The following is a 20,385-nucleotide window of genomic DNA, read 5'->3' on the forward strand; positions in this document are numbered from 1 at the left end:
TGGGCAGGCGTTGCTGGTGGTTCTCGCAGGTCTTTCTTGCAGGTATTTACATGAATAGAACACGTGCTTCTGGCCGGACGGTCGGCGGGCTGAGGACGCTGTCGCTTCAAGCGCCCGCCGTCACGCTGTTGCTGCTCTGGATGATCGTGCCTTTAGGCATGACCCTCTGGTTCTCTTTTCAGCGCTACAACCTGCTGATGCCCGGAATGACCGGCTTTGCCGGGTTGGAGAACTACGAGTATCTGCTCACCGACCCCGCGCTCTGGTCGGCCATGGGCACCACGCTGCTGCTGGTGGGCTGGGTGCTGGTGGTCACCGTTGTAGGCGGCACGCTGTTGGCGGTGCTGTTTCAACAGGAGTTTGCCGGGCAGGGTATCGCCCGCGTACTGGCGATCTCTCCCTTCTTCGTCATGCCAACGGTCAGCGCGCTGGTGTGGAAAAACATGATGATGCACCCCTCCAATGGGGTCCTGGCATGGCTGGCGGAGTCGTTGGGGCTCCCCGCGCTGGACTGGTTCTCGTCGCTACCGCTGACCTCCATCATCATTATCGTCTCGTGGCAGTGGCTGCCGTTCGCGCTCCTCATTCTACTCACGGCCATGCAATCGCTGGATGAGGACCAGGTGGAGGCCGCCCGGATGGATGGCGCAGGGCCGCTGGCGATTTTTTTCTTCATCACGCTGCCGCATCTCAAGCGTGCTATTAGCGTGGTGATCATGATCGAAATGATCTTCCTGCTGACGATTTTTGCCGAGATATTCGTCACCACCTCCGGCGGGCCGGGGCTCGCGACGACCAACTTGGCTTATTTGATCTATATCCAAGCGCTGCTGGATTTCGATGTGGGCATGGCCTCGGCGGGTGGGGTGATCGCCATCATTCTCGCCAATATCGTCGCGATTTTCCTTGTCCGCATGGTCGCTAAGAACTTAGAAGACTGACCCGGCACCAGGGCGTCTTGGGAGCATTTCAATGACAACGCATCGTAATAGCGCACCAGCACACACTCGCTCGTTGCCGATGAGGCAACTGGTGCTCACCCTGTTGGGCTGGACCACCGCGCTGATCATCTTTTTTCCCATCCTCTGGATGGTGCTGACGGGGTTCAAAACCGAGACGGCGGCGATTGCCGATCCCAGCTTTATTTTTTCGCCCACTCTGGAAAGCTATCAGGCGGTACAGGACCGCTCGGGCTACGCCCGCTTTGCACTAAATAGCGTAGCCGTGGCGTTTGGCTCGACCTTTTTAGCGCTGCTGATCGCCATTCCCTCGGCCTACGCCATGGCGTTTTTACCCACCAAGCGCACCAAGGGCACGTTGCTGTGGATGCTCTCCACCAAGATGCTGCCTCCGGTGGGTGTTTTGGTGCCTATCTATCTGATTTTTAGAGATGTCGGGCTGCTGGATACCCGCACCGGGTTGATCATCGTCTATACCCTGATGAACCTGCCCATCGTGGTGTGGATGCTCTACACCTTCTTTAAAGACATGCCCAAAGACATCCTCGAAGCGGGCCGGATGGACGGTGCCTCTACGTTGCAGGAAGTGTTTTTCCTGCTGTTACCGCTCACGCTGCCGGGCATTGCCTCTACTGGGTTACTGTCGGTGATTTTGAGCTGGAACGAGGCGTTCTGGAGCCTCAACTTAACGTCGTCGAAAGCCGCGCCATTGACCGCCTACATTGCTTCCTTCTCGAGTCCTGAAGGGCTGTTTTGGGCCAAGCTGTCGGCGGCGTCCACCATGGCTATTGCCCCCATCCTGATCCTCGGTTGGCTGACCCAAAAACAAATGGTGCGTGGCCTGACCTTTGGCGCCGTCAAGTAAAGGAGTTCCCCATGGCGACCTTACAACTCAAGAACATTACCAAGCGGTTTGGCGACACCCAGGTCATCAAAGGTATCGATCTCGACGTGAATGATCGTGAGTTCGTGGTGTTCGTTGGCCCCTCGGGCTGCGGTAAATCCACGCTGATGCGCATGATCGCGGGGTTGGAGAGCGCCAGCGACGGCGATATTCTCATCGATGGCCAGCGCATGAACGACGTGGGACCCGCCGACCGTGGATTGGCAATGGTGTTTCAGAGCTATGCGCTTTACCCGCACATGACCGTCGAGGGCAACATGGGCTTTAGCATGCGCTTGGCTGGCGTGCCCAAAAAAGAGCGCCGCGCCAAAGTGCTGGAAGCCGCCAAGATCCTTCAGCTCGAGCCGCTGTTGGACCGCAAGCCCAAAGCGCTGTCCGGCGGCCAGCGCCAGCGGGTGGCGATTGGACGGGCGATCGTGCGTAACCCCAGCATCTTCCTGTTCGACGAGCCGCTTTCCAACCTAGACGCGGCGCTGCGTGTGCAGATGCGTATCGAGCTGGCGCGGCTGCATGAAGAGCTGGATGCCACGATGATTTACGTGACCCACGACCAGATAGAAGCCATGACCATGGCCGATAAAATCGTCGTGTTGCACGATGGCGTGGTGGAACAGGTGGGCTCGCCCATGGCGCTCTATCACCACCCGCGTAACCGCTTCGTGGCGGGCTTTATTGGCTCGCCCAAGATGAACTTCTTCAGCGTCGAGCAGCGCTCCATTGGCGATGACGGTGTCACCGTGCGCCTGCCCGGCGGGCGGCCGTGCACCATTCCCGTCTCGGGCGAAGGGCTCGCCAGCGACGAAGCGCTGGAGCTAGGTATTCGTCCTGAGCACCTACAGTTGGATGAAAACGGCCCGCTGAGTGGCCAAATCAAAGTGTTGGAGCGCTTGGGCGGGCAGACCTCGCTGTACGTGCAGATGGGCGAGCTGCTCATCACCCTCATGGCCGATGGCGACGTGGCCTACCGGGTGAACGATACCGTGCAGTTTGGCTTTGCCGCCGAGCGTGCTCATCTGTTCGATGCCCAAGGTTTGGCGCTAGAAAGCCTGTCACAGCACCCGCTGGCCAGCCTGACCCGCCAGGATAACCGCGCTGCGACCGAGACGCCTACGCCAGGAGCGCAGGTATGAAGGTGCTGATTTTTGATTGCGATGGCGTTCTGGTGGACAGCGAAGCCCTGGCGGAAGAGACCTTGGAAACCCACCTTGTGCAGTGGCTGCCGGATCTGGATATTCCCTCGCTGCTCAGCCAAGCCCTGGGCATGACGACCGCCGACATCCTAAAGCACTTGGCGCAGTTAAGCCGCTATCCGCTGCCGTCCAATGCCTCTGAAGTCGTCGATAGCGCTATAGAAGCGCGTCTAGCGCGAGAACTCACCGCTATTGAAGGGGTTCACGACGCTGTGAGCGGTATCGATTTACCCAAAGCCGTGGTCTCCAACAGCCGCCGCTGCCGCGTGCTGGCATCGCTCGCCACGACACAATTGAAAGAGGCGCTGGGCGACGCCCCCATTTTCACCGCCGAGCAGGTCGACAACCCCAAACCGGACCCCGCGATTTATCGCTTGGCGGCAAGCGAGTTGGGTTGCCCGCCCAGCCGCTGTCTAGTGGTCGAAGACAGTGTGGCAGGGGTGAGCGCTGCCCATGCCGCCGGCATGCGGGTGATTGGTTTTGTGGGCGCCAGCCATATCGACGACGAGCAGTCTAACCGCCTGCTCGCGGCGGGTGCTTGGCGAATTTTGCCCCATATGCGTGGGCTCAACGCCTTGGTCGACGAGTGGCAACTACATCTGCAAGGAAACGATAACAATGAAACTGCTCGATAAACGTGCCGTGATTACCGGCGGTGCCCGTGGCATCGGGCTCGCCATTGCCCAGCGCTACCTGGCCGAAGGAGCCCAGGTGGTGGTGGCCGATATCGATGCCAACGCCATCGAAGACGCGCTCGCCACGCTGCAGCAGGATGCCAGCGCCGAGCGGGTCATGGGCGTGGTGCTGAACGTGTGTGACCAAGGCTCCATCGATGCCATGGTGGAGAGCGTCACCGAGCGCTTTGGCGGCATTGATATTTTGGTCAATAACGCGGCGGTGTTCGATATGGCGCCGGTGCTGGACGTGACCCAGGCCAGCTTCGATAAACAGTTTGCGGTGAACACCAAGGGCATGTTTTTCACCCTGCAGGCCGTGGCCCGCGCCATGGTGGCCCAAGGCCAGGGGGGTAAGATCATCAATATGGCCTCCCAGGCGGGTAGACGAGGCGAGCCGCTAGTGAGCGTTTACTGTGCTAGCAAAGCCGCCGTGATTAGCCTGACCCAGTCCTGCGGTCTCGATTTGATCAAACACCACATCAATGTGAATGGCATTGCCCCCGGCGTAGTGGATACCCCGATGTGGGAAGAGGTCGATGCGCTGTTCGCCCGCTACGAGAACCGCCCGCTGGGTGAGAAAAAGCGCTTAGTGGGCGAGGCGGTGCCCTATGGCCGTATGGGGCTGCCAGAAGATCACACCGGCGCCGCCGTGTTTCTTGCCAGCCAGGATAGCGATTACGTTGTCGCCCAAACCCTGAACGTCGATGGCGGCAACTGGATGAGCTAAGACGCCCATGAGTCCTGATCTTGTTTCGTTAAGCCACCAACTACTGGATGCTGCCGACGGCAAGGCGCGCTGGATGGTTGCCCTGGCGGGGCCGCCGGGGGCAGGAAAATCCTACCGCAGCGCGCTGCTCTGTGAGGCGATCAACCAGCTGCGCCCTGGGCAGGCGGTGGTGGTGCCGATGGATGGCTACCACTTCGATAACGCCGTACTGGGCGATGAGCAGCTTCCTGTGAAAGGCGCGCCCCACACCTTCGATGTGGAGGGGTTGCATCATGATTTGACGCGCATCCGTCGTGTGGATAAGCCGGTCGCCGTACCGGTCTTTGATCGACCGCTGGATCTTGCCCGTGCCGGTGGGCGGCTCGTGACGCCAGAGCATCGCATCGTGATCGTGGAAGGCAACTACCTACTACTGGACCAAGATCCGTGGCGTTCACTACACGCGCTGTTCGACTGGACGCTATTTATCGACGTGGACGATGCCGTGCTCGTGGAGCGGCTGGTGAACCGCTGGCTCTGTATGGGCCAAGACCGGACCGGTGCCCTCGAGCGTACCCACCAAAAAGACATGCTCAATGCCGCGCTGGTCAAAACCTGCAGCGTGGCACCTGACCAGCGCTGGCGCTAGGACGCGCTTGCCTAATCCATAACCCGGAGAGTGACGATGACCCAGCTTAACAACCACAACATGGGTGCCCTCAGCGCGGCGGTCGAGACGCCAGTCTATGATCGTCAGGCCGTGACGCCTGGCATCGTGCATATTGGCGTTGGTGGTTTCCATCGGGCCCATCAGGCCATGTACGTGGATGCGCTGATGAACCAGGGCGAAGCGCTGAATTGGGGCATTGTGGGCGTGGGGGTCATGCCCGGCGACAAGCGCATGCAGCAGGCCCTCGCTGCGCAAGACTACCTCTATACGCTGGTGGTCAAGCACCCTGACGGTGAGTATCAGCCTCGGGTGATTGGTAGCATGGTGAACTACCTGTTTGCCCCGGAAGACCCCGAGGCGGTGATCGAGGCGATGGCCGACCCCGCCATCAAGATCGTCTCGCTCACCGTCACGGAGGGCGGCTACAACGTTCACCCGGTGTCTGGGGAGTTCAACCTGGACGCCCCCCAGGTGCGCGACGATCTTGCTCATCCCGAGCGCCCCTTCACCAGCTTTGGCTTAGTGGTGGAAGCCCTGGTACGTCGCCGGTCACGGGGTATTGCGCCGTTTACGGTGATGTCCTGCGACAACATTCAAGGTAACGGCAATGTCGCCAAGCGTATGTTTAGCGCCTACGCCCGCGCCCGCAGTGCGGAATTGGGCGATTGGCTGGCTGCCGAGGTCGCGTTTCCCAACGCTATGGTGGACCGCATTACGCCGGTGACCGCGCCCACGGATATCGAAGAGCTCTCCCAGCGTTTTGGCGTGGAAGATGCCTGGCCCGTGGTGTGCGAGCCCTTTACCCAGTGGGTGCTGGAAGATCACTTCCCCTTGGGTCGCCCGGCGTTCGAGCAGGTCGGTGTTCAGGTTGTCGACGATGTCGAGCCTTACGAGCTGATGAAGCTGCGCCTGCTCAATGCCAGCCACCAGGCGCTCACCTACTTTGGCTACCTAGCGGGCTACCGTTACGCCCACGAAGTGTGCCAAGACCCGCTGTTCGTCGAGTTCTTGCTGGGGTACATGCGCGAAGAGGGCACACCGACGCTAGCCCCCGTGCCGGGGGTGGATCTAGAAACCTATCAGCTGACGCTGATCGAGCGCTTTGCAAACCCGCAAATCAAAGACACCTTGGCGCGGCTGTGCGCCGAAAGCTCGGATCGCATTCCCAAATGGTTAGTGCCAGTGATTCGCCAGCAGCTTGCCCAAGGCGGTGAAATCGAGCGCAGCGCCGCCGTAGTCGCCAGCTGGGCGCGCTACGCCGAAGGCGTCGACGAGCAGGGGGATACCATTGAGATCGTGGATCGCTTGCGCGAGCCATTAATGGCCATTGCCGCCAACAATCGTACCCATCCGGCGGCCTTCGTGGAAAACCGCGAGCTGTTTGGCGATTTGGCAGACCAGCCTCGTTTTTTGAACGCTTACCTGAAGGCGCTGACGTCGCTGCATGAACGGGGCGCACGGGCTACCCTAGAGGCTCAGGTCGCGTCCAAAGGAACGTTGTGATGTATATCGGGGTGGATTGCGGTACGCAAAGTACCAAAGTCGTGGTGGTGGATGTGGAACGGGGCGTCATTCTGGGCGAGGGCAGCCGTCCGCATCGCTTGGATGAAGGGGAGCATGGCCGCCGGGAGCAGTCACCGGCGGTGTGGCTGGCGGCTCTCAAAGGCGCGTTCTTTCAAGCGATCGAGCGTGCGGGTATCGATGCCAAACAGGTGCGCGGCATCGGCGTGTCCGGCCAGCAGCACGGCATGGTGGCGCTCGATGCCGATGGCGTGCCGGTGTATCCCGCCAAGCTGTGGTGCGATACTGAAACCAGCGCTGAAAATAGCGCGCTGGTGGAATCCCTGGGGGGCGAGGCGGGCTGCCTGGAGAAGCTGGGCTTGGTGCTGCAAACCGGCTACACCGCCTCAAAAGTGGCTTGGCTACGCAACCACCATCCGGATGCCTATCAGCGTATTGCCACACTCTTGCTGCCCCATGACTATCTAAACTTCTGGCTAACCGGCGAACGCGTGACCGAGGCAGGCGACGCCTCGGGCACTGGCTACTTCGATACCCGCGCCCAGTGCTGGCAGAAAGCGGTGTTTGCCGCCATTGCGCCGGAGCTCGACCCTGACCGTGTATTACCTCGGATTATTGACGCCCATGAACCAGCAGGCCGGGTGCGCCCGCTAGTGGCGCAGGAGCTGGGGCTGAGCGATAACGTGGTGGTCTCCTCCGGCGGCGGCGACAACATGATGGGGGCGATTGGCACCGGCAATATTACCCAGGGGCTGGTCACGCTCAGCTTGGGCACCTCCGGCACAGTGTGCGCTTACTCGCCTAACCCGGTGGTGGGTGACAGCGCCATGGTGGCCAATTTTTGCGCTAGCCACGGGGGGTGGCTGCCGCTGATCTGCACCATGAACGTCACGTCAGCAACGACTCGCGTGCGTGAGCTGTTTGGGCTGGATTTGGCCGCCTTTGGCGAGCAGGTCGCCAGCGCCCCGATTGGCGCCGAGGGCGTTACCGTACTGCCGTTCTTCAACGGCGAACGGGTGCCCATGCTGCCCGATGCCGCCGGCGATTTTCTCGGGTTGACCAGCCTGAACATGACCCAGGCCAACCTCTGCCGAGGCGTAATGGAGGGCGCGACCTTTGGTCTACGCTATGGGCTGGAGCTGTTGGGTGAGCTTGCCGCAGGCACCAGCCAGATTCGGCTGATTGGCGGCGGGGCGAACAGCCCGGTGTGGCGGCAGATGGTGGCGGACATTACCCGTACCCAGGTAATCTGCCCCGAAATTACCGATGCCGCTGCATTGGGCGCGGCCATTCAAGCGGCCTGGTGCGACCTACAGCATCAAGGGGTGACGTTGGCGTCACTGTGCGAGCGCTTGGTGCACCTGGATGCGGCGTCGCTGGCCGAGCCAGATACCCATCGGGTCGCGGCGTATCACGAGGCGTATCAGCGCTATCTCGCTGCCCTGTCCCAACGCCACGCGCTGTAAAGCCAACAACGCCAGCGCCCTCATTGGAAGGCGCTGGCGTGTCAGCATGATCACACGTTATTGAGGGCTTACCAGGATTTATAGGGCAGGAATTTGCCGTTGAGAGTGAGCAAGACACGGTCGCCTTTTGGGTCTTCGATTTTGTCCACCTCCATGGTGAAGTCGATGGCGCTCATGATGCCGTCGCCGAACTTCTCCTGCACCACGTCCTTGAGCGTTTCGCCATATACGCCGACCACTTCGTAGAGGCGGTAGATGAACGGGTCCTGGGGAATCGCTTCATCCCACGCTTTGGTGGGGAAGGCCGTGAGTGCGGTAGCGACGTCGCCATCCACTTCGAGTACGTCGCAGAGTTTATGAGCGATATCGGCGCTGGCGCTGTTCATGCCGTAGCAGGCAGATGCGACCCACACCGGCGACATGCCGACGGCGCTGGCAATGTCGTCCCAACTCAGTTTTTTGCGGGCCTTGGCAGCCAGCAGGGTATGACGCATTTCGAGCTTATCCATGACGGACCTCCTTGGGAGTGAACTTCACTAGGTTTTCTTGGGATTCGGTGGCAGGGGTTGCCGGGGTTGAACCCGTGGTGGCCTCGGCAGCTGCTAGTTGCACCGGGTTGACCGGTGTGGGGTAGCGCAGGCCTTGGCCGTCGAACTCCTGGGTGCGCAGCTCGCCGGAGCGGTTCACCAGGAAGTCGACCAGGTAGTTACGAATCGTGTAGAAGTGCGGGTGTTTCACGATACTTGCCCGCTGGCGCGGCCGTGGCAGATCGATCTCCACCGCCTCGGCGATACGCGCTTGGGGGCCGTTGGTCATCAAAAAGATGCGGTCGGCCAGCAAGATCGCTTCGTCCACATCGTGGGTAATCATGAACACGGTTTGCTGATCCTGGCTCCAGATGTTGATCAGCTCGTCTTGAATGACGCCCCGGGTCAGCGCATCCAGCGCGCCAAACGGCTCATCCAACAGCAGCAGTTTTGGCTTGGTGGCAAACGCCCGGGCGATGCTCACCCGTTGACGCATACCGCCAGAGAGCTGGGAGGGCTTGCGGTCCACCACTTCTTTCAAGCCGACCATGTCCAGGTACTTCATGCTGTGGTCGGTGACCTCTCGATCGCTCCACGTTTTCCACCGGGCGCGTACGCCAAAGCGAACGTTTTCAAGCGCGGTGAGCCAGGGCAGCAGGCTGTAGTTTTGGAACACCACGCCGCGCTCGAGGCCTGGGCCGCTGATCTCTTTGTTCTCCATCACCAAGGACCCTTCGGAGAACTGATCCAGCCCGGCGAGCGCGTTCATGATGGTGGATTTACCGCAGCCAGAGTGGCCGATGATGCACACGAATTCGCCTTTCTCGAGCTGAAAACTGATGTTCTCGAACACCGTCAGCGGTTCGGCTTCTTTACTGGCACTTGGGAAGCGCTTGGCAGCTTTCTGTACCTCTACGAACGCATGACTCATGGTCGGCTCCTTATTCGGCGTAAGTGACGAAGCGGGCAATATAGGCAAGCGACATATCCAGCAGCATGCCCACCACGCCGATCATTAGGATGGAAAAGATCACGCTGGTCAGGTCGAGGTTGTTCCACTCGTTCCAGACGTAGTAGCCAATGCCCGTACCGCCCACCAGCATCTCGGCGGCCACGATGACCAGCCAGGCGATGCCGATGGAGATCCGCATACCGGTCAGAATGGTGGGCGCTGCCGCAGGTAGAATGACCTTGAAGGCCGTTTGCAGCGACGACAGCTCGTGGGTGCGGGCCACGTTCACCCAGTCGTTGCGTACGCCCGCCACGCCAAAGGCCGTGTTGAGCAGCATGGGCCAAATGGAGCAGATAAAGATCACGAAGATGGCGGAGGCTTCGGAATCGCGAATGATGAACAGTGCCAGCGGCATCCAGGCCAGCGGGGAGATGGGCCGCAACACCTGAATGAACGGGTTGAGCGCTCTGTACGCCAGCGGCGACATGCCAATCAAAAAGCCAATGGGAATCGCCACCAGCGCGGCCAGCAAATAGCCGCTGAGCACGCGATACAGCGAATAGCCCAGCTGAATGCCAATGCCTTTATCGTTGGGGCCTGCATCATAAAAAGGGTTCGAAAGCTCTTGCCACGCTTTGACGGCGATTTCTGAAGGTGGCGGTACTTTAGCGCTCTCATCGGCCCCGGCCAGCAGCTGCTCGTATTCGCTCAGCTCGGCACCTCCCCCCATGAGCGGGGATTGATTCAACCCTTCCCAGATGCCCAGACCCACGACCAGCAACATGATGGCAAGAATCGTGGCGCGAACGTTTAGGCTCAATTTCCACTCGGTAGTGGTGCGGTCCATGGTTAACCCCTCCGAATGGCGAAGCTGTCGACGTACGCTTCGGGCTGGGTGTAATCAAAGGTCTTGCCCATGATTTGGTAGTTGCGGGCGGTCTCTTCGGGCGCTTCATAGCCCAGCTCGCGCATCACGGTCTGCGCATCGGTAGCCAGATACACGTCCCGAGCGATCTGCTGATAATCCACGTCGCCTTCGATATAGCCCCAGCGCTTCATCTGCGTCAGGATCCAGACCGCCATGGAGTGCCAGGGGAAGGGGTCGAAATCGATGCGGTCGGGCACGTTCTGTACGCCGCCCAAACCGTCGGCAAAGCGCCCGGTGAGTACTTGCTCTATGACCGTGACCGGCTGGTTCAGGTAATTCGTCGGAGCAATGGCTTCGGCAATCTCTGAGCGGTTGGCAGGGTCGGAGGAGTACTGTGTCGCGTCGATAATCGCGCGAAGCAAAGCGCCGTAGGTGTTCGGGTTCTCGCGGGCAAAGCGGGCGCTGGTGGCAAAGGCGCAGCAGGGGTGTCCGTCCCAAATCTCTTTGGTCAGCAGATGAATGAAGCCGATGCGTTCGAATACCGCGCGCTGGTTGAAGGGGTCGGGTGATAAGAAGCCGTCGATGTTGCCTGCCCGCAGGTTGGCGACCATCTCGGGCGGCGGAATCACGCGAATTTGAATATCTTGATCCGGATCCAAGCCGTGCTCGGCGACATAGTAGCGCAGTAGGAAGTTGTGCATGGAGTACTCGAACGGTACGCCAAAGGTAAAGCCTTTCCACTGCTGCGGATCGCGCTTATCCAGGTGGTCGTTATGTAGCACGATGGCCTGACCGTTGATGTTTTCTACCGCTGGCATGATGAATGGCTCGGGCGTGGAACCCGCACCGAGGGTCATGGCCAATGGCATGGGCGTTAGCATGTGCGCCGCGTCGTATTCGCGGTTAAGGGATTTATCCCGCGCCACTGCCCACCCCGCGGTTTTGATGACCGAGACATCCAGGCCGTAGCGCTCATAAAAACCCATGGGGTGGGCCATGATGATGGGGGTAGCGCAGGTAATGGGAACGAAGCCCACATTAAGCTGGGTTTTCTCGAGCGGACCTAAACTCTCTTTGACGGCGGCTTTGATCGAATCTAGGGGGAACAGGCTCGCTAACGCCGCGGCGGCCGTGCCGCCACCCACCAGCTTCATGAACTGACGGCGGTGCATGTCGCTATGGCCAAACATGCCGCGTATTAAGGCGCTTTCGACCACTCGATCCATAACGTCATCGGCGCTGCTTGGCGTTAACGATGGTGCCACTGCGTTTGTCTGATGCGGGGACCTAGCGCTGTTGGGTTGGGAGGGGGAGCACTGATGGCAATCGCACTGTCGTCCGTGAATCAGTGATTGGCGATGATCGAACGGGTTGCCAAGACTGCTGGGGTCGTTGTTCTCTTTCATGGACGTTCACCTCACAGGAGCAAAAGGGGTTTAAGCTGCGCCGTCTTGGTGCGTAACGATTCCCTGCGGCGCTATGTCCATAGATAGCGACTTATATGCCAAAACGAGTTTTTCTGATGTTTTTGTCGATGAGTCATAGGGTTACTGGTGTGAGAAGGCAGTCGCTGAGTCAACGAATTCGTCACGATTTTTCGTCAATGACGATATTTCGTTGTTTAAATAACGAAAATTCGTGATTGGCCCGCTGTTTGTATGGAAAGAGAGTCGTCCAGCTGGCTGCCAAGGAGCCTGTGATGCGTGGCACTTCCCACTCCTCGATCATCGAAACGCCCTTAACGCATATGGCCAGCCATACGCCGCTGGCCATGATCATCGTCGATCCGCTTAGCGATTCCCTGATCGATGCCAACCCTGCCGCCTGCCACTTGCTGCTCCTAGCGCGTGATCAAACCCTCACCACCCCCTTCAGTCACCGCTTGAGCGCCTCACTGCCGCTATGGGTCAGCTTTACCGACGAGGTACTAACGACCGGGCAAGGGTGGTCGGATGATTTAGTGCTGCTGGATAGCGCCCGCCAACCTCGTCGTGTCGAAGTCTATGGCCAACGCTTGCAGAGCGAATCGCAGCTATTGTTGACGTTGATCGATCGCAACAAGGCCGAACAGCGTCGTGCCAAGGCCGAGCTTAGCCGACAGCACCGGCAAGGGGAGGTGGGCTGGCAGCGGGTCGAGCAGGTGTTCGAGCGTATCGAAAAGCAGAACCAGCTGATTCTCAGCGCGGCCGGGGAGGGCATTTACGGCCTGGATGCCGATGGCAAAACCACCTTCGTCAATCCGGCCGCCGAGCGCATTCTTGGCTGGAGTACGGAGGATATGGTGGGCCACGATGCGCATCTGATGTTTCATCATACCCACGCCGATGGCAGCCACTTCCCCGTCCAGCAGTGCCCTATCCATGCCTCGTTTAGTGATGGTCAAGTGCACCATGTGGATGACGAAGTGTTCTGGCATAAAAATGGCGAGGCCATTCCCGTGGAGTACACCAGCACGCCGATTTTCGAAATGGGCCGATTAGTGGGAGCGGTGGTCCTGTTTCGCGATATTCGCGAGCGTAAACGTGCCGAGCAGCAGCTACGCGATGCGCTAGAAGAGGTGGAGTCGCTCAAACGCCGCTTGGAGCTAGAGAACCAGTATCTGCAAGAAGAGATCAAAGCCGAAGTGAACCACCGCAATATCGTCGGCAACAGCCCGGCGGTGGCCAAGCTGACTCAGCAGATTGCCATGGTCGCGCCGACCAGCGCTAACGTGCTGATTAGCGGCGAGTCAGGTACTGGCAAAGAACTGATTGCCCGGGCAATTCACGCAGGTAGTACTCGCAGCGACCGGCCGTTGATCCGCGTGAACTGTGCCGCGATTCCCCGCGACCTCTTCGAGAGTGAGTTCTTCGGTCACGTGAAAGGCGCCTTTACCGGCGCGGTGCAAGACCGTCCGGGACGCTTTGAATTGGCCCATGGCGGCACGCTGTTCCTGGATGAAGTAGGGGAAATCCCATTAGAGCTGCAGAGCAAGCTGCTGCGCGTATTGCAGGATCAGCAGTTCGAGCGGGTGGGGGATAACCGTACCCGCGAAGTGGATGTGCGGGTGATTGCGGCGACCAATCGTGAGTTAAAAGAGATGATCGATGCCGGGCAGTTTCGCGAGGATCTCTACTTCCGATTGAACGTCTTTCCCATCGACTCCGTTCCACTGCGCAAACGCATCGAAGACGTGCCGCTGCTGGCCCGCCACTTCTTGCATCGCGCCTGCCTGAAGTTCAACAAACCTGGGGTACGAATACCGCCTGCGCAACTTGATGTCCTCACGCGTTATCCCTGGCCCGGCAATATTCGCGAGTTGGAGAACGTCATCGAGCGTCAGGTAATCGTGACGCAAGATCAGCGGCTCTCTTTCGATGACCTTTTGTTGGTAGAGCCACTATCTCGTCACACGGCGTTCAACGAAACGTCGCACGATAGTAGCGAGTTGCCCGACCACCTGCTCACCGAGCAAGCGCTGTGCCATCAGCAGCGGTGCAATGCACTAAAAGCGTTGAAAGCCGCAAACGGAAAGGTGTCTGGGGCGGGAGGAGCGGCTGAGCTGTTGGGCATGAAGCCCACCACCCTCACTTCGCGACTGCAAAAATGGGGCATCGATCCTCGGCAATATCGCAGACGCCAGCGCAAAAGTACGTCAGCCAACGATGCTTTGGACTAAGGTTAGGGAGGATCTGCTTGACATCCGTTTGTACACACAAATCAGGCAACTTCAAGTCTAGCATACATACATGAATGTAACTATAATGCCACTCTTTCATAATGGTGCTCTGCTGCGCCGTCTTACGTTGACACCTAGAGGCAATCCCATGCGACTAGCACACTGGGCAGTCAATGCCCCCTTCCGCCCCCTATTGTTGGCAGTACTCACGGCGTCCTTTATCGCGCCCGCCCAAGCGGCCGATTTGGTGACCATTACCCGTGACGCGCTGAATAACAATGCGGCTCTGGCCTCTGCGCGGTCTGAGTTTTCAAGCGTCGAAGCGGCGCGTGACGTCGCCCGCGGTGGACTGCTGCCTCAAGTGAACGCCTCTGGCAGCGCTGTGCATAACGAGCAGTTCGAGAGTCAAGGCTCGGCCCGTGGTGCCGGTACCGGAGCAGGGGCTAATGCGGGTGTCGGCGTCAGTGACGATAGCTACAACACGGTCTCTTTGACGTTAGAAGCCACCCAGGCTCTATTCAATGCGGTGACACGGCAGGAAGTCACTCAGGCAGAGCGTCAGATCGATCAGCAGGTCTATCTGCTGGCCGCCACCGAGCAGCAGCTGTTGATCGATGTGGCCAGTGCCTACTTCGATATTCTACGCGCTCATGAAGTGTTGGAAGCACGGTTAGCGCAGGAGCGTGCTATCGGCCGTCAGCTAGAGCAGGCCCGTGAGCAGTTCGAGGTCGGTTTGATTGCGATTACCGAAGTCGAGGAGGCGCGGGCGAGCTTCGATCAATCTCGCGCCGATCGCATTGCTGCCGAGAGCAACCTGCAAGTAGCGTTTGAAGTGCTGGAGCAGCTTACCGGCCAGCGTTATGCCAGCATCGAAGCCCTGGGCGATAGTATGCCCATCGCGCTGCCGACGCCCACCGACCGTGATTACTGGGTCGAACAGTCACTGGAGCGCAACCCCCAGGTACTTGCCCAGCAGGCGGGTATCGAAGTTTCTCGTGTGGGAGTAGAGCTGGCCCGTGCTGGTCGTTTGCCCACCGTGCAAGCGTTCGCCAACTATCAGTACGCCGACAGCGACAGCGAATTAGTGAGCGGTTACGACACTTCCGCTCAGGTCGGTGTTTCGGCGAACGTGCCGATCTATACCGGTGGCAGCACCAGCGCCAGCATTCGACAAGGCACTTTCCAATTGGAGAGCAGCCAGTACGACTTCGAGTCTCAGCGCCGCACTACGATTCAACAGGTTCGCTCGCTCTATACCCAGGTCAGCAACAACGTCGAAACGGTCGAAGCGCGCCAGCAGGCCATCGTGTCCAACCGCAGCGCGCTGGAAGCGACCCGCGCGGGTTACGAAGTGGGTACGCGCAATATCGTCGACGTGCTCAATGCCGAGCAAAACCTCTATAACGCCATCGCCAATTATGCCGAGGCGCGTTACGACTATGTCGTGAATCTGCTGTCGCTGCGTCAGCAGGCAGGGCTGCTCGATGTCGAGGCCATCGAAGAAGTGAACGCGTGGCTCACCGGCGAGGACATCCACTTTATTCTACCGGAAAGCAATGAGCCCGACGCGTATCAGCGTGCAATGGATATTGGTGCACCGCCCACTCCAGGTGCTTGACGTACGCTGCGCATGCCTTCTTGGCGGTCGGTCAATGTTTAGAAAAATGAATGGGAATTCGACGCATGAAAAGAGTGATTCACTCAGGTAGAGCGAGTCTAGTGACGCTGATCGCCGCGTTAGCGCTCACGGCGTGTGGCCAGGAGCAGCCACAAGAGCAGCAAAGCCAGCAGCAGGAAGCGCCGCCCCACCCGGTGGAGGTCACTGAGATAGCGCGTCGGGACATACCGCTGGATAAATCCTACCCCTCGCTGTTGCGCAGCGATAGTGAAGTGACGCTCGTGGCACGCGTCAGCGGCTTTTTGGAAGAGCGCCACTTCGAACCTGGTCAAATGGTCGAGCAGGGCGATCGTCTGTATACCATCGAGCCCGATCTGTATCAGGCGACCGTCAACCAGCGGGAAGCCGACCTGCAAAGCGCCCGCGCCGAGCTGGCCCGTGCCCAGCGCGATGCTCAGCGTTTCGAGCAGCTGCTGAGCCAAAACTCCGTTAGCCGCCAGCAGTACGATCAAGCGCTTGCCGAGCAGCGCGTGGCGCAGGCCAACGTTGCCCAGGCGGAGGCGGCACTGACCAGCGCCAACCTGGACTTAGGCTACTCCAACGTGACGGCACCGGTATCCGGCATGATCAGCTTGAGCCAGATCAACGTCGGCAACTTGGTGACGTCGGGCACCGAGCTTGCCACGATCACGCCGCTGGATCCGCTGGAAGTGCGCTTCCAGTTGCCCCAGCGTGATGCCTTCGAGCTGCGTCGCCAGCTCGGCAGCGACGGCGATGCTTCCCAAATCACCGCTCGCCTGCGGGTGCCTGGGTTGGATGGTAGCGAAGGCAGCGAGCTGGAAGGTCGCCTGGACTTCCTCGGTTCCCGCGTGGATACCGGCACCAGCACCGTGCAGGCCTCGGCGACCTTTGCCAATCCCGATGGCGCAGTGCTGCCAGGCCAATTCGTGCGCGTGCGTATCGAAGGCTTGAAGCGCTTCGGCGTGCTGGCCGTGCCAGAAATTGCCGTCACGCAAGGCTTGATGGGGCCTTTGGTATACGTGCTGGATGACGAGAACAAAGCCCGGGAGCGCACCGTTCAGTTGGGTGAAGTCGCAGGCCCATGGCAAATCATCCGCGATGGTCTGGAGCCTGGTGATCGCGTGGTCGTCGGTGATCCTGCCGGTCTGGAAGCGGGGGTCTTGATCGATCCTCAGCCGTTTAGCGGCAGCGCGACTGAGGTAGTGGAAGAAGCGATGCAGGAAGATGCCCAGGAAGAAGCGCAAGCCGCTGAGGCAATGCAGCAAGCCGACGGCGCGCAACCCGCTGCTGAAGGGGAAGAGGGCGCGCAATAATGAATTTCTCTAACTTCTTTATCAGTCGTCCGATTTTTGCCACGGTACTGGCAATCATCGTCACGCTGGTAGGTGTGATGGCCATGCGGGTCCTGCCGATCGAGCAGTACCCCAGCGTGGTGCCGCCCACGGTATCGGTACAGGCCCAGTTTCCAGGGGCGGATGCCGAAACCGTAGCGCAAACGGTGGCGGCCCCGCTCGCCGAGGCGATTAACGGCGTCGAGGACATGCTCTACATGACCTCCAATAGCGCCGATAACGGCACCATGAGTCTGAGTGTAGCGTTCAATATCGGCACGGATGGCGATATCAACACGATCAACGTCAACAACCGTGTGCAGGGGGCGCTATCGCAGCTACCGGAGGCCGTGCAGTCCCAGGGGGTCACCGTCGAACTGCGCTCAGACTCCATTTTGATGCTGGTGGCGCTGACCTCGCAAAGCGGGGATTACGATAAGATCTACATGCAGAACTACGCCACGCTCAACATTCTGGATGAGCTTCGCCAAGTGCCAGGGGTGGGTAACGCCGAGGTGCTCGGCGGCGGTGAGTTCGCCATGCGGATATGGATGGACCCCGACAAGCTGGCGCAATACGACCTCACGCCCAGCGAAGTGGCTAGCGCCATTCGTGCTCAGAACACCGAAATTCCCGCTGGTAACCTGGCCGCGACGCCGCAAAGCGACCCGCGCGCCTATACTTACACGATCACCGCCGGTGGACGACTCACTAGCACCGATGATTTCCGTGAGATTTTCCTTCGCACCAACCCCGATGGCTCGTCGCTGCGCCTACAAGACGTAGCGCGTATCGAACTGGGCGCCTCGTTCTATGGCGTCGACGCACGATTGAACGGCGACGCCATGACGCCGATCATCATCAATCAGCAGCCGGGGGCCAACGCGCTGGAAACCGCCGAGGCGGTGCGTGCCACCATGGAAGAGCTGGCCGGGCGGTTCCCGCCAGGGCTCGAGTACGTCACTCCCTACGATACGACGCTGTTCATCGATGCCTCGGTAGAAACGGTGATCAAGACGTTCATCGAAGCGTTTCTGATCGTCATCGTGATCCTGTTCATCTTCCTGCAGAACTGGCGCTTTACCGTGATCGCCATGTCGGTGGTGCCGGTGTCGGTGATCGGTACCTTCGCAGGCTTTTATCTGTTCGATTTCTCGATCAACCTGCTGACGCTATTTGCCCTGGTGCTGTCGATAGGCATCGTGGTGGATGACGCCATACTGGTGGTCGAGAACGTCGAGAGGGTTCTTAGCGAAGAGGACGACATCAGCGTTCGTGAGGCGACGATCCGAGCCATGAAGGAAGTCGGTGGGCCGGTCATTGCGACCTCGCTGATCATGGCGGCGGTATTCGTACCGGTCGCTTTCTTGGGAGGCTTCACCGGGCAGATCTATCAGCAGTTCGCGATTACCGTAGCCATCTCGGTGGCGCTGTCGGCGCTGATGGCGTTGACCTTCACCCCCGCCCTGTCGGCGATCTTCATCAAGCACAACTTGCACAAAACCAAGCAATCGGCGTTCAAGCGTGCCATTACCACGCCGCTGCGGCTGTTCGACCGCTTCTTTGCGGGCTTCACCGCGGTGTACATGTGGGTGGTGAAGAAGCTGGTGCGTTTCTGGGTGCTGGCGCTGGCGTTGACCGTGGCGGTGGGCGCAGGCTCTTATTGGCTCTACGCCAATACGCCCTCGACGCTGGTGCCAGAAACCGACCAGGGGATCGTCTTGGCAAGTATCTCTTTGCCGGATGCGGCCTCGCTGAGTCGTACTCAAGCGTACATGGCCGAGTTGAGCGAGCAGATCGAAGCCATCCCTGGTGTCGAGTACTCCTCAGCTGTGGCGGGTTACGACATTCTCTCCAGTGCGGTGAATACCGCACGCGGCATCATGTTCATCAACATGAAGCCATGGGCAGAGCGTGAACTCACCGCTAACGAACTGGTCGGCCGCATCATGCAACTGGGTGCCAGTATCGATGGCGGTTCGGCGATGGCCTTCAACGTGCCGCCGATCATGGGGCTTTCCACGACCGGTGGCTTCACCGGCTATTTGCAGTCGTTCGACGGAGCGTCCACGCGGGAGCTGTATGAAGCTTCGTTGCAAATCATGCAGGCGGCGAACCAGCACCCGGTGCTGAACCGTGTGTTCACCACGTTCAACGTGAACGTGCCTTCGTACCGGGCGGAGATCGACCAGCAAAAAGCGCTCAGCTACGGCGTTGCGCTGGAGAACATCAATTCGGCGCTGGCGAACACCTTTGGTAATGGGTTTGTGAATTACTTTAGCTACCAAAACCGCAACTTCCAGGTGTACTTACAGAACGAGGACGAGTTCCGTAAAACACCGGAAGACGTCAACAACGTCTACGTGCGCGGCGGTAATGGCGAGCGTATTCCACTCTCTGAGTTCGTCACGCTAGAGCGTCAAACGGGACCTGCGGTGGTGTCGCGTTTTGGGGTCTACGCGGGGGCGCAATTCCAGGGTAACCCGGCACCCGGCTACAGCTCGGCCCAAGCCATCGAGGCCATGGAAGAAGTGGTGCAAGAGACGCTGGGCGATAACTGGGGCATGGGCTGGACCGGAACGGCGTATCAGGAGTCCAACCTGGGTAATACCGCCACGCTGGCCATCGTGTTCGGTATCTTGATGGTGTTCTTGATTCTGGCGGCACAGTACGAAAGCTGGTCGTTGCCGTTGGCGGTTCTCACCGCTACACCTTTCGCCTTCCTGGGCGGCATCGCGGGTATCGTGCTACGCGGATTGGATACCAGTGTCTACGTGCAGATCGGCATGCTGGTGGTGGTCGGCCTGGCGGCGAAGAACGCCATCTTGATCGTCGAGTTTGCCGAGCTGCAGCGTAAAGAGCAGGGTAAGTCGATTCGTGAAGCTGCGGTGACCGCAGCAGAGCTGCGCTTCCGTCCGATCGTCATGACCTCATTGGCGTTCATTTTCGGCACGTTACCGTTGGCGCTGGCCACCGGTGCCAGTGACGTGAGCAGTCACCACATTGGTACTACGGTAGCGGTGGGTATGGCCTCCGTGGCGGTGTTGGGAAGTCTCTTCATTCCCAGTTTCTACGCCATGATCGCGTCGGTCTCGGATTGGCTCTATCGTAAGCGCCATCCGAACGGCAACCGCCAATCGCAGGCGGAACTTGGCCACGATAACGGTTAATGTATCTGGCTTGACTGACGACGGGCGCCCTTTTCAGGGCGCCCGTTTTTTTGCCACCGATCCGATTGCCCCTCGACCCTGGCGCTTCATAAGCCAATGAGATGAGCTACGCTAGTAGTGACCCCGTTTTTAGCTTGTACTAATAAA

General features: G+C 59.5%; 16 protein-coding genes. 12 read left to right on the plus strand and 4 right to left on the minus strand.

The window, feature by feature from the left end; genetic code table 11:
• Window positions 1-50: 50 nt before the first annotated feature.
• From FHJ80_RS01875 to xylB, 8 genes are read left to right on the plus strand one after another with little or no spacing between them, the layout of a single operon-like run.
• On the plus strand, window positions 51-941 hold the full coding sequence (locus tag FHJ80_RS01875) for a carbohydrate ABC transporter permease (protein ID WP_139525358.1): 891 nt from the start codon (window positions 51-53) through the stop codon (window positions 939-941).
• Window positions 942-972: 31 nt separating this feature from the next.
• Entirely contained in the window at window positions 973-1,824 is an 852-nt protein-coding gene (locus FHJ80_RS01880; RefSeq protein ID WP_139525359.1) for a carbohydrate ABC transporter permease, read from the plus strand.
• Window positions 1,825-1,835: 11 nt separating this feature from the next.
• Window positions 1,836-2,993: an ABC transporter ATP-binding protein gene (locus tag FHJ80_RS01885; RefSeq protein ID WP_139525360.1), complete on the plus strand. Its 1,158-nt coding sequence runs from the start codon at window positions 1,836-1,838 to the stop codon at window positions 2,991-2,993.
• Complete coding sequence (locus tag FHJ80_RS01890; protein ID WP_139525361.1) at window positions 2,990-3,688, plus strand: HAD family phosphatase; 699 nt, start codon at window positions 2,990-2,992, stop codon at window positions 3,686-3,688. Before FHJ80_RS01885 ends, FHJ80_RS01890 begins: the two co-directional genes overlap by 4 nt.
• On the plus strand, window positions 3,672-4,457 hold the full coding sequence (locus FHJ80_RS01895) for an L-iditol 2-dehydrogenase (RefSeq protein ID WP_139525362.1): 786 nt from the start codon (window positions 3,672-3,674) through the stop codon (window positions 4,455-4,457). The genes FHJ80_RS01890 and FHJ80_RS01895 overlap by 17 nt, the downstream gene beginning before the upstream one ends.
• Window positions 4,458-4,464: 7 nt before the next feature.
• Window positions 4,465-5,085, plus strand: coding sequence for a nucleoside/nucleotide kinase family protein (locus FHJ80_RS01900; RefSeq protein WP_139525363.1), 621 nt, complete (start codon window positions 4,465-4,467; stop codon window positions 5,083-5,085).
• 36 nt (window positions 5,086-5,121) lie between these two features.
• Window positions 5,122-6,609 carry a mannitol dehydrogenase family protein gene (locus FHJ80_RS01905; protein ID WP_139525364.1) on the plus strand — a complete coding sequence of 496 codons (1,488 nt, stop codon included), beginning with the start codon at window positions 5,122-5,124 and terminating at the stop codon, window positions 6,607-6,609.
• Window positions 6,609-8,093, plus strand: coding sequence for a xylulokinase (xylB, locus tag FHJ80_RS01910; RefSeq protein ID WP_139525365.1), 1,485 nt, complete (start codon window positions 6,609-6,611; stop codon window positions 8,091-8,093). The genes FHJ80_RS01905 and xylB overlap by 1 nt, the downstream gene beginning before the upstream one ends.
• Window positions 8,094-8,161: 68 nt before the next feature.
• Here the strand turns inward: xylB and cynS are convergent, their stop codons facing one another.
• The 4 genes from cynS to FHJ80_RS01930 are packed head-to-tail and all read right to left on the minus strand — an operon-like array spanning window position 8,162 to window position 11,846.
• Window positions 8,162-8,602 carry a cyanase gene (gene cynS / locus FHJ80_RS01915; RefSeq protein WP_139525366.1) on the minus strand — a complete coding sequence of 147 codons (441 nt, stop codon included), beginning with the start codon at window positions 8,600-8,602 and terminating at the stop codon, window positions 8,162-8,164.
• Window positions 8,595-9,551 (minus strand): ABC transporter ATP-binding protein, encoded by a 957-nt coding sequence (locus FHJ80_RS01920; RefSeq protein ID WP_139525367.1) that lies wholly within the window; start codon window positions 9,549-9,551, stop codon window positions 8,595-8,597. The genes cynS and FHJ80_RS01920 overlap by 8 nt, the downstream gene beginning before the upstream one ends.
• Window positions 9,552-9,561: 10 nt before the next feature.
• On the minus strand, window positions 9,562-10,419 hold the full coding sequence (gene ntrB, locus FHJ80_RS01925; protein WP_139525368.1) for a nitrate ABC transporter permease: 858 nt from the start codon (window positions 10,417-10,419) through the stop codon (window positions 9,562-9,564).
• A gap of 2 nt (window positions 10,420-10,421) precedes the next feature.
• The gene (locus FHJ80_RS01930) at window positions 10,422-11,846 is read right to left on the minus strand and encodes a CmpA/NrtA family ABC transporter substrate-binding protein (protein ID WP_139525369.1); all 1,425 of its coding nucleotides are present in this window, start codon (window positions 11,844-11,846) and stop codon (window positions 10,422-10,424) included.
• Window positions 11,847-12,139: 293 nt separating this feature from the next.
• On the opposite strand from FHJ80_RS01930, the gene FHJ80_RS01935 reads away from it, so the two are divergent.
• The 4 genes from FHJ80_RS01935 (at window position 12,140) to FHJ80_RS01950 (ending at window position 20,238) form a co-directional block, all read left to right on the plus strand.
• The gene (locus tag FHJ80_RS01935) at window positions 12,140-14,098 is read left to right on the plus strand and encodes a sigma 54-interacting transcriptional regulator (protein WP_176558194.1); all 1,959 of its coding nucleotides are present in this window, start codon (window positions 12,140-12,142) and stop codon (window positions 14,096-14,098) included.
• 148 nt (window positions 14,099-14,246) lie between these two features.
• Entirely contained in the window at window positions 14,247-15,716 is a 1,470-nt protein-coding gene (locus FHJ80_RS01940) for a TolC family outer membrane protein (RefSeq protein WP_139525370.1), read from the plus strand.
• A 65-nt stretch (window positions 15,717-15,781) separates the two neighbouring features.
• Window positions 15,782-17,050, plus strand: a complete 1,269-nt coding sequence (locus FHJ80_RS01945) for an efflux RND transporter periplasmic adaptor subunit (protein ID WP_139525371.1) — start codon at window positions 15,782-15,784, stop codon at window positions 17,048-17,050.
• On the plus strand, window positions 17,050-20,238 hold the full coding sequence (locus tag FHJ80_RS01950; RefSeq protein ID WP_139525372.1) for an efflux RND transporter permease subunit: 3,189 nt from the start codon (window positions 17,050-17,052) through the stop codon (window positions 20,236-20,238). The genes FHJ80_RS01945 and FHJ80_RS01950 overlap by 1 nt, the downstream gene beginning before the upstream one ends.
• The last annotated feature ends 147 nt before the right edge of the window (window positions 20,239-20,385 follow it).

Origin of the sequence: Halomonas sp. BL6 (assembly GCF_006228115.1) — a bacterium.
In the GTDB taxonomy this organism is placed as follows: Bacteria; Pseudomonadota; Gammaproteobacteria; order Pseudomonadales; family Halomonadaceae; genus Vreelandella; species Vreelandella piezotolerans.

What these genes read in the sequence shown, in the direction of transcription:
- FHJ80_RS01875 (WP_139525358.1), top strand. Translation starts at nt 51, where the DNA reads ATGAATAGAACACGTGCTTCTGGCCGGACGGTCGGCGGGCTGAGGACG.
- FHJ80_RS01895 (WP_139525362.1), top strand. Translation starts at nt 3,672, where the DNA reads ATGAAACTGCTCGATAAACGTGCCGTGATTACCGGCGGTGCCCGTGGC.
- FHJ80_RS01880 (WP_139525359.1), top strand. Translation starts at nt 973, where the DNA reads ATGACAACGCATCGTAATAGCGCACCAGCACACACTCGCTCGTTGCCG.
- FHJ80_RS01935 (WP_176558194.1), top strand. Translation starts at nt 12,140, where the DNA reads ATGCGTGGCACTTCCCACTCCTCGATCATCGAAACGCCCTTAACGCAT.
- FHJ80_RS01890 (WP_139525361.1), top strand. Translation starts at nt 2,990, where the DNA reads ATGAAGGTGCTGATTTTTGATTGCGATGGCGTTCTGGTGGACAGCGAA.
- FHJ80_RS01885 (WP_139525360.1), top strand. Translation starts at nt 1,836, where the DNA reads ATGGCGACCTTACAACTCAAGAACATTACCAAGCGGTTTGGCGACACC.
- FHJ80_RS01950 (WP_139525372.1), top strand. Translation starts at nt 17,050, where the DNA reads ATGAATTTCTCTAACTTCTTTATCAGTCGTCCGATTTTTGCCACGGTA.
- ntrB (WP_139525368.1), bottom strand. Translation starts at nt 10,419, where the DNA reads ATGGACCGCACCACTACCGAGTGGAAATTGAGCCTAAACGTTCGCGCC.
- FHJ80_RS01900 (WP_139525363.1), top strand. Translation starts at nt 4,465, where the DNA reads ATGAGTCCTGATCTTGTTTCGTTAAGCCACCAACTACTGGATGCTGCC.
- cynS (WP_139525366.1), bottom strand. Translation starts at nt 8,602, where the DNA reads ATGGATAAGCTCGAAATGCGTCATACCCTGCTGGCTGCCAAGGCCCGC.
- FHJ80_RS01920 (WP_139525367.1), bottom strand. Translation starts at nt 9,551, where the DNA reads ATGAGTCATGCGTTCGTAGAGGTACAGAAAGCTGCCAAGCGCTTCCCA.
- FHJ80_RS01905 (WP_139525364.1), top strand. Translation starts at nt 5,122, where the DNA reads ATGACCCAGCTTAACAACCACAACATGGGTGCCCTCAGCGCGGCGGTC.
- xylB (WP_139525365.1), top strand. Translation starts at nt 6,609, where the DNA reads ATGTATATCGGGGTGGATTGCGGTACGCAAAGTACCAAAGTCGTGGTG.
- FHJ80_RS01930 (WP_139525369.1), bottom strand. Translation starts at nt 11,846, where the DNA reads ATGAAAGAGAACAACGACCCCAGCAGTCTTGGCAACCCGTTCGATCAT.
- FHJ80_RS01940 (WP_139525370.1), top strand. Translation starts at nt 14,247, where the DNA reads ATGCGACTAGCACACTGGGCAGTCAATGCCCCCTTCCGCCCCCTATTG.
- FHJ80_RS01945 (WP_139525371.1), top strand. Translation starts at nt 15,782, where the DNA reads ATGAAAAGAGTGATTCACTCAGGTAGAGCGAGTCTAGTGACGCTGATC.